At 61.8% G+C, this 12,842-nt stretch carries 8 protein-coding genes; 4 read left to right on the top strand and 4 right to left on the bottom strand.

What is annotated here, in order from left to right:
- Positions 1-24 precede the first annotated feature (24 nt).
- Positions 25-807 carry a 2,3-bisphosphoglycerate-dependent phosphoglycerate mutase gene (locus tag ACUIAD_RS06700; RefSeq protein WP_110452109.1) on the bottom strand — a complete coding sequence of 261 codons (783 nt, stop codon included), beginning with the start codon at positions 805-807 and terminating at the stop codon, positions 25-27.
- 27 nt (positions 808-834) lie between these two features.
- A complete protein-coding gene (locus tag ACUIAD_RS06695; protein WP_110452108.1) occupies positions 835-2,742 on the bottom strand; it encodes a bifunctional ADP-dependent NAD(P)H-hydrate dehydratase/NAD(P)H-hydrate epimerase in 1,908 nt (635 codons plus the stop codon).
- A 134-nt stretch (positions 2,743-2,876) separates the two neighbouring features.
- On the opposite strand from ACUIAD_RS06695, the gene ACUIAD_RS06690 reads away from it, so the two are divergent.
- On the top strand, positions 2,877-3,566 hold the full coding sequence (locus ACUIAD_RS06690) for an MgtC/SapB family protein (protein ID WP_110452107.1): 690 nt from the start codon (positions 2,877-2,879) through the stop codon (positions 3,564-3,566).
- 143 nt (positions 3,567-3,709) lie between these two features.
- Here ACUIAD_RS06690 and ACUIAD_RS06685 read toward each other — a convergent pair whose 3' ends face one another.
- Together ACUIAD_RS06685 and ACUIAD_RS06680 are read right to left on the bottom strand one after the other, a co-directional pair.
- Positions 3,710-5,311, bottom strand: a complete 1,602-nt coding sequence (locus ACUIAD_RS06685; protein WP_110452106.1) for an ABC-F family ATP-binding cassette domain-containing protein — start codon at positions 5,309-5,311, stop codon at positions 3,710-3,712.
- A gap of 117 nt (positions 5,312-5,428) precedes the next feature.
- Positions 5,429-6,646, bottom strand: coding sequence for a TspO/MBR family protein (locus ACUIAD_RS06680; RefSeq protein WP_445343128.1), 1,218 nt, complete (start codon positions 6,644-6,646; stop codon positions 5,429-5,431).
- Between the two features lie 184 nt (positions 6,647-6,830).
- Here ACUIAD_RS06680 and ACUIAD_RS06675 point away from each other — a divergent pair, with 184 nt between their 5' ends.
- The 3 genes from ACUIAD_RS06675 (at position 6,831) to uvrC (ending at position 12,813) form a co-directional block, all read left to right on the top strand.
- A complete protein-coding gene (locus ACUIAD_RS06675) occupies positions 6,831-7,433 on the top strand; it encodes a DNA-3-methyladenine glycosylase I (RefSeq protein WP_445343127.1) in 603 nt (200 codons plus the stop codon).
- Between the two features lie 161 nt (positions 7,434-7,594).
- Complete coding sequence (gene uvrA / locus ACUIAD_RS06670; RefSeq protein WP_445343820.1) at positions 7,595-10,516, top strand: excinuclease ABC subunit UvrA; 2,922 nt, start codon at positions 7,595-7,597, stop codon at positions 10,514-10,516.
- Positions 10,513-12,813: an excinuclease ABC subunit UvrC gene (gene uvrC, locus ACUIAD_RS06665; RefSeq protein WP_445343126.1), complete on the top strand. Its 2,301-nt coding sequence runs from the start codon at positions 10,513-10,515 to the stop codon at positions 12,811-12,813. Before uvrA ends, uvrC begins: the two co-directional genes overlap by 4 nt.
- Positions 12,814-12,842: the final 29 nt, after the last annotated feature.

The raw sequence follows: 12,842 nt of genomic DNA, 5'->3' as shown, positions 1-12,842 counted from the left end.
ACAAGCCAATCTATACCCAAGGCCCTATCGGCCCAAGGCTGCGGTTTCAGCGATGCCCTTGCTTGCAGCCTCCTGATCCAAATAGCGACCCGGACCTTGAACCTGGGGATTGCCGTCATCATCGGTCTCGAAGTTGTAGACCATAGGAACGCCGGTAGGCACGTTGATGGCTCGGATGTCCTTGTCGTCTATATCCTCAAAAACCTTGATCAGGCTGCGGACCACGGAACCGTGGGTGACGATGAGCACAGTCCGGCCCTGGGCCAGGTTGGGGGCTATCCGGCTGCTCCAGTAGGGATGCAGACGGACCAACAGGTCCTTAAGGCACTCAGCACGGATCTCCGCCGGATTCCGCCTGTCCAGCCCGTCACACGTGGACGGGGCATAGCGCGGATCCCGTCCCTGAAAGTATGGTGAATTGGTTTCGATGGCAGGTGGACGAACCTCATAGGAACGCCGGTAGATGTCGAATTGCTGCTGCCCATAACGTTCCAGCATTGCTGGTCGCGTCTGTCCCTGGAAGACGCCATAGTGGCGCTCGTTCAGTCTCCAGGTGCGGTGCACCGGAATCCAGGCTCGATCAATCAGATCCAACACCATGTTGGCGGTGACGATGCTACGGGTCAGCAGGGAAGTGAAGACCAAGTCGGGCAATAGGCCTGACTCCTTGAGCAGCTGTCCGGCATGACGAGCCTGTTGTAGTCCATGTTCCGTCAGCGGCACGTCCACCCAACCGGCGAAACGGTTGACTGACTTCTGAGTCCAGACGCTTTCCCCATGGCGCATGACGATGAGCTGCGAGGTCATCGAATCGATTCCCCTCCCGATGACGTGTTAGAACCAAAGTGAACTGTGCTCAAAGAACAGGGAGTCATCATCTTCATCCTGTGCGGACGGGTCAGCCTGGTCAGCAGTCCATTCAGATCTGGACATGACCAGTCCTATGGCCCTGGGGAGGGCATCGGCTACTTGTCCAGCGCGGATCGGTTGTCCTATGAGTCCTGCAGCAGCCCATGGCCCCGCTTGCTGGCTGTTCCCAGCTATCAGATCCGCAAAATCCTGTGGTTTGCGGGGATCGAATATCAGCGGCTGCTCCCAGCCTGCCTGTCTGCCGTCGCTGGCCAGAGTACCAGCCAGACCGTGCAGAAAGGCCGCAGCTGCCGTCAGATCCACCATCAGCGTGGCATCCTCCTGAATCGGTCCAGCGTTCTGGGCCAACACAGCCCCGATGGCTCCGGAGAGCACGTCCCCTGATCCCGCCGTTGACAGCCAGGCTGGGCCGAATCCCGTAGTCATGACTCTGGGACGGTCGGTTCCGTCCTCGCCAACTACCAGTGTGATGGCTCCCTTGAGCAGAATAGTGGCTCCAGTCAGTTGGCAGGCTCGAATCGCCCAGTGCAGGGGTTCGGCCATAACCTGGTCGCTGTCCACATTCTCGCCATGAGAGTTGAGCAGGGCGGCCATTTCGCCTGCATGTGGGGTTAGCACTGTGCGCGGACCCAGCCGGTCGGGCAGCAGATCCAGGGCTCCGGCATCGGCTACCACCGGAGGGTCGGCTGCGGCCTCATCCTCGTCCAGATCGGCGGCCTGTCGGTTGAGTATATCGGCAATCAGATCCCGCTGACCGTCTTGGCATTCAGGTCCGGCGGCCTCCTGGGCCTGCTGGGTGGGCACGCCTGAGCCCAGCACCCATGATTCGACCCTTCCGCGGCCTAGGACCGTCTCGGGCAGCTCCTGCAGGATCAGATCACCCACCGGCTTGGGGCCGCAGTAGCGGATCATGCCTACGTTGCCGCTGGCCGCCGCCCTGCTGGAAAGCAGCCCTGCGCCATGGTAGAGGGACGATCCGGTGACCAGGCCAACCACACCCCGGCTGTACTTGGTGTCATCCACCCGTGGAGACCGCAGGAGACCGGCGCAGTCCACAACGTTCATGCAGGAGACGCTCGGGACCAGGGCGGAGGTATCGAAGCCGAAGTCCACCAGAACGATTCTGCCACAGACGTAAGCTGCCGGGGGAAGCATCAGGCAGGGCTTCATGGCTCCCATGGTCACAGTCACATCTGCCGGGATGTAGGCTCCGGGCAGAGTACCCTCGTCCACGTCCAAACCGGAGGGGGTATCCACGGCCAGAACCAGCGGTCCATCCCGTCCTACAGATTCGTTCCAAGCGGGCTTGTCGGGCAGACCGCTCCCCATACCCAGATCTGCGGCCAAAATGGCGGGAATGCCGCGCAGCGCACCCTTGAGGCCGATACCCGTCATAGCATCAATAATCAGATCCGCCTGTCGGCACAGCTCCAAGGCTTGATCCAGCTCATCGGAAGCCTGATCCGGTCCGGAGGGGGTCTCGCATCCAGGGATGACTGCCTGGGGATCCAGGGCCGTTACCATTCCGCCGGCTCGCAGGAGGGCATCCAACCCACCCTGGTGCAGGCTCCGTCCGGTGGCTACTACGGTCACGTCGGCCCCGTGTCCAGCCAAATCAGCCGAGGCATAAAGACCGTCGCCACCATTGTTTCCGGACCCTGCCAGCAGGACGATCCTGGCACCTGCCGGCTCCAATCCAGCCTGGGTCAGCATGATGTCGGCCACTGAGGCCAAGGATCCAGCGGCGATGCGCATCAGCGGTACCCCGTCCTCCAAAAACGGCTGCTCCAATGATCTGATCATGTCTGCGGAATAAGCGCTGGTGGCCAAGGTACGTCGCGCTTCGCGAAGATCATCTGATGATGGCTTCATGGCATCACACCCCTCATTCACAAGGTCCACGTGCTGCGGCGTAGCCGGCCACGTGTTGGCTCTACTCTATCCGATGGCCTTGTCCTGCACGCGTTATAAGGTCTGCCAAACTACTCGGGCAGGAAAGGAAATTCATGCAGGGATTCGCATTGCCGAACCAGGGTCAGATTCTAGCGGTAGTCCTGACGGTGGTCCTCTGTGGTCTGATCGGCTTCGAGCGTGAGTTCCTCAAACACGACGCTGGCATCCGAACCCATATTCTGGTGGGTCTGGGCAGCTGCCTGTTCACCATGGTCTCCCTCTACGGCATCCAGGCCGCTGTTGGTGCTTATTCCTGGGACGCCTCGCGGATCGCGGCCGGGGTGGCTTCAGGTATCGGTTTCATCGGGGCCGGAGTCATCTTCTTCAACCATGATTCGGTCAAGGGACTGACGACGGCCAGTGCTATCTGGGTGGCAGCCGCCGTAGGCATGGCTTGCGGCGTCCAGCTCTTCGCCATCGCCATCCTGGCGGTTATCTTCTACTTTCTGGCCGTTCTGGTCATCGCACCTATACTCAAGTGGTTCCTGCGCAACCGTCAGAACACGGTCTTGCGCATCATCTACCAAGACGGTCATGGCTGCCTGCGCGAGTCCCTGCTGCTGGCCACCCGCATGGGTTTCGAGTCCCGGGTGCTGACCATCCACGAGCTGCACCGAGATGCCTGGCAGGGGGCCGATGTCACTGTCAACCTGCTCGGTAAGGGTGACGTGACCGAGCTGGTCGAATCCATAGGTCAGACCCCAGGCGTTAAAGGGGTGGAAGTCCTGGGGGAGGACGACTGACCATCTAGTGACCAGCTGCGTGGCCATTCCTATGTCAAGAGCGAATAGACCTCTTGCAGGAAAAGACCGAGAAATCGTAGACTGGAGATCAGGCATAAAGGAATCGCAGATCTCCGCCCCGCTTTTCGCTGTCTTGGTTTGGTCTACTCTTCGGCCACCAGTTCCAGGTAATCGTCGCTCCAAAGGTCTTCATCCCCATCGGGCATGAGCAGCACCCGCTCCGGATTAAGCGCCTTGACGGCACCTTCGTCGTGAGTGACCAGCACGATGGCCCCTTCGTACTTGGCGATGGCCTTGAGTATCTCGTCGCGTGAAGCCGGATCCAGGTTGTTGGTAGGCTCGTCTAGCAGCAGGACATTGGCCCGGCTGGTTACCAGCGTGGCCAGGGCCAGGCGGGTCTTCTCACCGCCCGAAAGCACCTTGGTGGGCTTCATGGCATCGTCCCCTGAGAAGAGGAACGAACCCAGGATGGTCCGCGCCTGGGTGTTGTCAAGGTCCGGGGCCACATGCTGCAGGTTCTCCAGAACAGTGACCTCGTTATCCAAGGTGTCATGCTCCTGAGCGAAGTAGCCGATCTTGGCCCCATGCCCCAGGGTTACCTTGCCTGTGTCAGGTTGCTCGATGCCGGCCAGCAGGCGCAGGGTGGTGGTCTTGCCAGCGCCGTTGTATCCCAGGATGACCACCCGGGACCCCTTGTCGATGGCCAGGTTGATTCCGGTGAAGACAATGTTGGAGCCGTAGGCCTTGGACAAGTCCTCAGCCATGATGGGCGTGCGGCCGCAGGGCGCCGGATCAGGGAAACGCAGGTCGGCCACCTTTTCCGCCTTTTCCGCCTCCTGGGTGTCGGCCAACAGGCGCTGGGCCCGGCGCATCATGTTCTGGGCGGCCACGGCCTTGGTGGCCTTGGCGTGCAGACGGATACCCTGCCGCATCAGTCTGTCGGCCTTCTTCTCAGCCACCTCGCGTTCGCGACGGCGACGCTCCTCGTCCACCACGCGCTGGCGCAGGTAGGCCTTCCATCCCATGGTGTACATGTCGATGCAGGAACGTTGAGCATCCAGATGCCAGATGCGGTTGACGGTCTCGTCAAGCAGTTCGGTGGAGTGGGAGATAATCAGGAAGCCGCCCTCGAACCGGCGCAGATAGCCCTTGAGCCACTCGATGGAGTCGGCATCCAGATGATTGGTGGGCTCGTCCAGAATCAAAGTGTCAGCGTCAGAGAAGAGGATTCTGGCTAGTTCGACCCGTCGGCGCTGTCCGCCGGAGAGCGTGCCCAGTGCCTGCTGCAGAGTCTCCTGGCTCAGTCCCAGGCTCTCGCCCATGACGATGGCCTGCGATTGTGCAGCATAACCCCCCGCGTTTTCGAAGTCCTGCTGGGCCTTGTCGTAGCGCTTCATGGCCTTTTCCATGATCCTGGGATCAGGACTGGTCATCTCGGTCTCGGCCTTACGCATCCGCTGGATGATGGATGCGATATCCCTGGCGCTCATGACCCTGTCTAGGGCGCTCTGCTCGGAATCCCCCGCATGGGTGGACTGGGGCAGATATCCCAACTGCCCAGTCACCCGCACCTTGCCGGCCGAGGGGAGCATGTCGCCGGTGATAACCCTGGTCAGCGTGGTCTTGCCAGCGCCGTTGCGACCCACCAGGCCGATCCGGTCGCCCTTGGTCACGTGGAAGTCGGTGGCTTGCAGCAGTAGTCGGGCACCTATTCGGATCTCAAGTCCCTGCGCCTCAATAGCCATGCCGCCTCCGACCCCGCTTTCCTTGGTGGTTCAAAACTTGCAAGGGACCATGGTAGCAAGAAGCCAGCCCCGACAGTGCGTCTCGGCTGACGGGGCAATGGCTGGATCATTGATGGGTCAGCGGCGGACCAGTCTGAACTTGCTCCAGGGGAAGTAGACCAGGAAGGCACCCACAGCGGTCAGTGCGATGACCAGCACGCCCATGGCGGCCGCGAAGGAGAAGATCCTGATGCCGATGCCCAGGCAGGCCCAGATGACCACCAGGCCGAAGACCCAGTCCTTACCATGCCTGTTCATCAGGTAGGCGACGGCCAGGAGGGCGCCTACCAGGATGATGGCGGCAAATCCCTGGACTGCATTTCCTACCTTGTGCCCGGCAACCACCATGTATCCTGCATTGACCAGGGTGGCCACGCTCAGCCAGCTGGCGTAGATGGACAGAGGAATCCAATCCAAAGCCTTAGCTGCGGTGGGGGTCCCGGCCTTAGTGGCATCCCTGCGCACCAGGGCGTAGAGCATCCAGGCCAGCACGGTCAGAATGAGGATGATGACCAGGGCCCAGAAGTTGCGCTCCATATGCCACAGAGCCAGCCAGGCGATGTTCAGGCAGCAGGTGGCCACAAAGAGCAGCCCGCTCAGCGTAAAGGGCAGGAAGCCCAGACGTTTGCGGCTAGGGCCGGCCAGACAGAACCGGAAGAGCCAGATGGCCAGGGCGATGTAGATGACTCCCCAGATGGCGAAGACGTATCCGGCGGGCATGATCCACAGGTCGACCTTGCGGGCCAGGCCGCCAACCGTCGTGCCATTGAAGTGGTAGACCTCTGCATAGCCGTTGAACCCCACCATGGCCACCCAGGCCGCCCAGAGCAGGATGTCCTCGAAGAGCTTCCAGCCTCGGCCCTTGGAGGATTCCTGTTCCTTTTCGGACTGACCCTGTTTTTGCTGCTGGTCCTGTGCTTGGTTCTGTGGTTGGCTGGATCCCTGCACTGCCTCATTGCCGCTGCGATCAGAACGACTCTTGCCTGTGTTGGTGGTCTCATCAGCACTGGCTTTTCCAGTCGATGCCTTCTTCGACGAATCATCAGACTGCGTGGCTGCGGCACCCGAAGGCGATGAACCTGAGCTAGATGAATTTGAAGTAGACGACTTTGAAGTAGAAGAATTCGAAGCCAATGCACCGGAAGATGCCGAACTTCCATTCCTTGAACCCCGGGCTGCCGATGACGAGCCTGAGGCTGATTGGCTACCCTGCATGGCAGGGGAGGTGCGCTTGGCCCTCTCGACCGGATCCTCCTCGTCGGTCCAGAGTCTGCGCGGATTGTCCTTGTCAGTCATGGCACATGCTTCCTCTCCTAGCCGGCAGCAACCGTACTGTCGCCGTGGGGATGGCCCCGGGCATGGGCTGACCGGCCTCTGCTTCAACTCTAAATCGGCTTGCCTCGCTCAGTGGTATTGACCACCCGGTCCAGGCGGTCTCCAGTGCTAGCCTGAACCTGAACGTCGGGAAGAGGAGCACAGCATGGCCGAACCTTCACATCGATGCGACTGGGCTCAGGTGGACGATCCGCTCATGCGCAGCTACCACGACCGTGAGTGGGGCCGCCCCCTGCACGGCTCCCAAAGGCTCTTTGCCATGCTCTCCCTGGAGATATTCCAGTGCGGGCTCAGCTGGAAGCTGGTCCTGCATCGCCGCCGGGCCCTCTTCAAGGATTTCGACAACTTCGATATTCAAGCTATCGCCGCCTTCGACAACAACCGAATCGACTGTCTCATGACCGATCCAGCCATCATTCGCAATCGACGGAAAATCGAGGCCACGGTGGCTAACGCCGCCCTGATCGCCCGACAACTGCCCGGAGAGGAATTCGACCACTATTGCTGGTCGTTCACAGGCGGGCTAACCATCAATCATGACTACCCGGACGATCAGTCGATACCGCGCTACGACCACCTGTCGGCCATCGTCTGCAAGGACATGCGCGACTTGGGCCTGCGCTTTCTGGGGCCGGTGACGGTCCACTCCTTCCTCCAGGCTGCAGGCATCGTCAACGACCATCAGAACGACTGCTTCCTCAACGGCTGCGGCCGCCCGCCGCTTGACCCGCCGGACCCGGCCATCTAAGCCGTCATCGAACACCTGTTCGAATTATTCGGCCCCGGCGATATTATGGTCAGGCTTTGGCCTCAGTCTTGGCCATGGTCTTCAGGGAAGCGGATGGGAAGCACGTGAAGCAGCAGAACAAGCCTAAGTCGACAGTGGACGCGGCCATTGAGAACCCGCGCATGATCGAATCCAAGGGGTCCTTGGTGGCGGACCTATCCATGGTGCCCAATGACCGCAAAATCGTCATCCAAGGCGCCCGGGCCCACAACCTCAAGAACGTCAACCTGTCCATACCTCGCAACCGGATGGTGGTCTTCACCGGCCTGTCGGGCTCCGGCAAGTCCTCTCTGGCCTTCGACACCCTCTTCGCCGAGGGTCAGCGACGCTATGTGGAATCCCTGTCCGCCTATGCCCGCCAGTTCCTAGGTCAGATGGACAAGCCCGACGTGGACTTCATCGAAGGTCTGAGCCCAGCTGTCTCCATCGACCAGAAGACCACCAACCGCAACCCTCGATCCACCGTGGGCACCATCACCGAGATCTACGACTATCTGCGTCTGCTCTTCGCCAGGACTGGCATTCCCCATTGCCCGGTATGCGGAGCTGAGGTGCGCGCCCAATCGCCGCAGCAGATCGTCGACACCCTTATGTCCAGGCCAGAGGGGACCCGCTTCCAGCTGCTGGCACCCATCGTCAAGGGCCGCAAGGGCGAGTTCGTGGAGACCCTGGAGCTCCTGCGCTCCGACGGCTACTCCCGGGCCATCATCGATGGGACCATGCACCAGCTGTCCGAATCCATCAAGCTGACCAAGCAGAAGAAGCACACCATCGAGGTGGTGGTGGACCGGTTGGTCATCCGCGAGGGCATGCGCCAGCGGCTGACCGACTCAGTGGAAACCGCCCTGCGACTGGCCAAGGGCACGGTGGTGGCTGACTTTGTAGATCTGGATGCCAAAGATCCCGAGCGCCGCCAGCCCTTCTCTGAGAAGCGGTCCTGCCCCAACGGCCACGAGCTGGAACTGGACGAGATCGAGCCCAGGACCTTCTCCTTCAACGCACCCTACGGAGCCTGCCCAGCCTGCACTGGTCTGGGATTCAACCTGGAGATCGACCCTGAGCTGGTGGTGCCCGACCCGGAGAAGAGCCTCAAGGATGGAGCTGTGGAGCCCTGGAGCGGCACCAAGAGCCAGCAGCGGTTCTACGGCCACCTGCTGGACGGCCTGGCAAAGGAGATGGACTTCTCCACCTCGACACCTTGGAAGGACCTGCCCGAGGAAGTCCGCCACGCCGTCATGTACGGGCACGACTTCAAGGTTGATGTCTCCTACCGCAACCGCTGGGGGCGCCTGCGCGAGTACACCACTGGATTTGAGGGCGTGGTCCGCACCCTGATGCGTCGCCACGACGAGACCGACTCGCAGCCCATGAAGCAGTACTATGAGTCCTATATGCGCGAGGTGCCCTGCCAAGTCTGCCAGGGAAAGCGCCTGAAGCCCGAGGTGTTGGCTGTGACTGTGGATGGCTTGTCCATCGCTCAGGTCTGTGACATGGCGGTGTCGGCCAGCCTGAAATGGGTGGAGGGCCTGCACATGGAGGGTGCCCAGGCCAAGATCGCCGGGGAGGTCCTCAAGGAGATCCGCGCCCGTCTGCGCTTCCTCAACGATGTGGGCCTGAATTACCTGACCCTGTCCCGGGCTGCGGCCACCCTCTCCGGCGGCGAGGCCCAGCGTATTCGTCTGGCCACCCAGATCGGCTCAGGCCTGGTGGGCGTCATGTACGTGCTGGACGAACCCTCCATAGGCCTGCACCAGCGTGATAATGACCGGCTGATCAAGACCCTGCAACGGTTGCGCGACCTGGGCAACACCCTGATCGTGGTCGAGCACGACGAGGACACCATACGTCAGGCCGACTGGCTGGTCGATATAGGGCCGGGGGCCGGCGAGCACGGTGGCGAAGTCATCTTCTCCGGGCGATCGCAGGACCTGATCAACGCCTCCCGCTCAATCACCGGCGACTATATTGCCGGACGCCGGTCCATCGAGGTGCCCAAGCGCCGCCGCAGGACCAGCAGGACCCGTCAGCTGACCGTGGTAGGAGCTCGCGAGAACAACCTGAAGAACCTCAAGGTCTCCTTCCCGCTCGGGGTCATGACCCTGGTCACCGGCGTATCCGGCTCCGGCAAGTCCACCCTGGTCAACTCCATCCTCTATCCGGTCCTGGCCGACCAGCTCAACAACGCCCGCATCGTGCCCGGCAAGCACACCCGGGTCGAGGGCGTGGACCAGGTGCGCAAGGTCATCCACGTGGATCAGAATCCCATAGGCCGCACCCCGCGTTCAAACCCGGCCACCTACACTGGCGTCTGGGATAAGATACGCCAGCTTTTTGCCAAGACGCCAGAAGCCCAGGTTCGCGGCTACGGTCCAGGCCGCTTCTCCTTCAATGTCAAGGGAGGCCGCTGCGAGACCTGCCATGGGGATGGGACGATCAAGATCGAGATGAACTTTCTGCCTGACGTCTACGTCCAGTGCGAGACCTGCCATGGCAAGCGCTACAACAGGGAGACCCTGGAGGTCACCTACAACGGCAAGACCGTCTCGGACGTGCTGGACATGCCCATCGAAGAGGCCGCCCGATTCTTCAAGGCCTACCCCTCCATCGCCCGCTATCTGGACACCTTGGTGGACGTTGGCTTGGGCTACATTCGTTTGGGTCAGCCGGCGCCTACCCTGTCAGGAGGCGAATCCCAGCGTGTCAAGCTGGCCACTGAGCTGCAGCGGCGCTCCGGCGGCAAAACCGTATACATCCTGGACGAGCCCACTACGGGCCTGCACTTCGAGGATGTCAGCAAGCTGCTCAAAGTCCTGCACGGTCTGGTCGACAAGGGCAACACGGTCATCGTCATCGAGCACAACCTGGACGTCATCAAGACCGCCGACTGGATCATCGATCTGGGGCCCGAGGGCGGCGACGGCGGAGGCACCGTGGTGGCCCAGGGCACTCCAGAGCAGGTGGCTGCCAATCCAAACAGCTGGACTGGCAAGTATCTGAAGCCCATGCTGAATCCTGCAAAGGTAGCCAAGGCCACACGATCATGACCCGCAGCTGCTTCGAGCGGCACACGCCGCAGGTATGGCGGCGCACCGCCCAAGCCCTTGAGGAGGAGTCCGTCACTGGTACCACGAGCGGCGTCAACAAGAACGGCGCGCCCCTGCTGGGAGACAGCCGAGATCTCTTCCGCCCCAAAACCTCTGACATTCCCGCCCAGCCGGGCGTCTACAAGTGGCGGGACGGAGACGGTCGGGTCATCTACGTGGGCAAGGCCAAGAACCTGCGCAACCGTCTGACCAACTACTTCCAGCCCTTGGAAAACCTGCATCCGCGCACCCAGACCATGGTGTTGACGGCCCGGAGCCTGGAATGGACCGTGGTGGGCACCGACCTGGAGTCCCTGACCCTGGAATATACCTGGATCAAGGAGTTCGATCCCCGCTTCAACGTCAAGCTGCGCGACGACAAGACCTACCCCTATCTGGCCGTCTCCGTGGGGGAGGAATTCCCCCGGGTATGGATGACCCGCGTGCGCAAGCGGCACGACACCCGCTACTTCGGCCCCTACGCCAAGGTCTGGGACATGAAGCACACGCTGGATGCCCTGCTCAAGACCTACCCAGTGCGCACCTGCACACCCGGCGTCTTCCGCAAAGCCAAGCTCAGCGGCCGTCCCTGCCTGCTGGCTTCCATAGGCAAGTGCTCGGCTCCCTGCGTAGGCCGGATCAGCGCCAGCGATCACCGTCGTCTGTGCACGGAGCTGACCGGGGTCATCACCGGCAGGCTGGGCAAGAGCTACAGGGCCGGGCTGACCAGGAGCATGCAGAAGGCCAGCAAGGAGCTTGACTTCGAGAAGGCCGCCCGCCTGCGCGACCAGATCGCCATGCTGGATACGGTCATCGAGCAGAACGCTGTAGCCTTCGCCTCCAACGTGGACGTGGACGTCTTTGGTGTAGCTTCGGACGAACTTGAGGCTTCGGTCCACGCCTTCTTCGTGCGCTCGGGAGCAATCCGCGGTGAACGCAACTGGAGCGTGGAACGGGTCGAGGATGTTTCCGACAGCGAACTGATCAGCGACCTCTTGGTGCAGGTCTACTCGGATCTGATGAATGAGAACAACAGCGAGCTGCACAAGCTGCCCGCGGATTCAGACATCCCTGTCTCCATCAGCCAGGACAGGGATGCCATGGGCTCCACCCAGAAGGTCACGGCCCTGGATGCCGAGGCCCGGGCCAGGGCCACCAGGAGCCGACACCGGCATCAGGATCAGACTGGACGTGCCGACTTGTTGGCTCCCATCTCACCGGTGCCTCCCGAGGTTATTGTCCCCATCCAGCCTGATCGGACCGGTGACCTGCAGGAGTGGCTGCGCGAGTTGCGCGGGTCCGCAGTAGCCATCCGGGTGGCCAGCCGCGGGGAGAAGAAGTCCCTGATGGACCGTGCCAACGCCAACGCACGCCAGGCCCTGCAGCGCAGCAAGCTCAGCCGCATGAGCGACATGGGCACCCGCACCCAGGCCATGAACGACGTAGCCAAGGCTCTTGGACTGGACCGGGCCCCGCTGCGCATCGAGTGCTACGACATCTCCAATACCGTGGGCGGCCAGTTCCAGGTGGCTTCCATGGTGGTCTTCGAAGATGCCGTCCCCAAGAAGTCCGAATACCGTCGATTCGCCATTCGCGGTGAGGACGGCAAGGGCGCTGTGGACGATATGAGCGCCATCTACGAGACCTTGACCCGTCGCTTCCGCCACGGCAACATCGCAGGCGACAGCGGCGACAGCCTGGAGGCCGAGCGAAAGGCCAGCGACAAGGCTCCTGAGCTGGTCGAGCAGGAAGAGGGAGGTATTGTCCAGCAGAATACCGCCGCCCGCCACTTCGCCTACAAACCCAACCTGGTCGTGGTCGATGGCGGCAAGCCCCAAGTGACCGCCGCCGCACGGGCCCTGCACGACTGCGGAGTGGACGATGTGGCCCTGTGCGGCTTGGCCAAGCGTCTGGAGGAGGTCTGGGTTCCCGACGACGACTATCCCATCATCCTCAAGCGCCAGTCCGAGGGCATGTACCTGCTGCAGCGTGTGCGGGACGAGTCCCACCGCTTCGCCATCACCTACCACCGTCAAACCCGACGCAAGGGTGCCCTCAGGTCGGCCTTGGACGAGATTCCGGGCATCGGCCCCGCCTACCAAAAGAAGCTGCTCAATCATTTCGGATCGGTCAAACGCATGCGCCAGGCCTCTCAGGAGGAGCTGGAGGCCGTCAAGGGCATCGGCCCCGCCAAGGCCGGGACTATCTACCAGGCTCTGCATACCGACCAGGCTCAGGCGGGGGACAGCCAGCGATAAAATGGCTCAAGAGGCTGGCAAAGGGCCAT

Source organism: Bifidobacterium sp. ESL0819 (assembly GCF_052606245.1).
This window is presented reverse-complemented; position numbering and strand designations above follow the sequence as displayed.

Excerpts from the sequence above, each read along its gene's own strand:
- ACUIAD_RS06695 (WP_110452108.1), bottom strand. The coding sequence starts at position 2,742 with ATGAAGCCATCATCAGATGATCTTCGCGAAGCGCGACGTACCTTGGCC.
- ACUIAD_RS06700 (WP_110452109.1), bottom strand. The coding sequence starts at position 807 with ATGACCTCGCAGCTCATCGTCATGCGCCATGGGGAAAGCGTCTGGACT.
- ACUIAD_RS06680 (WP_445343128.1), bottom strand. The coding sequence starts at position 6,646 with ATGACTGACAAGGACAATCCGCGCAGACTCTGGACCGACGAGGAGGAT.
- uvrA (WP_445343820.1), top strand. The coding sequence starts at position 7,595 with ATGATCGAATCCAAGGGGTCCTTGGTGGCGGACCTATCCATGGTGCCC.
- uvrC (WP_445343126.1), top strand. The coding sequence starts at position 10,513 with ATGACCCGCAGCTGCTTCGAGCGGCACACGCCGCAGGTATGGCGGCGC.
- ACUIAD_RS06690 (WP_110452107.1), top strand. The coding sequence starts at position 2,877 with ATGCAGGGATTCGCATTGCCGAACCAGGGTCAGATTCTAGCGGTAGTC.
- ACUIAD_RS06685 (WP_110452106.1), bottom strand. The coding sequence starts at position 5,311 with ATGGCTATTGAGGCGCAGGGACTTGAGATCCGAATAGGTGCCCGACTA.
- ACUIAD_RS06675 (WP_445343127.1), top strand. The coding sequence starts at position 6,831 with ATGGCCGAACCTTCACATCGATGCGACTGGGCTCAGGTGGACGATCCG.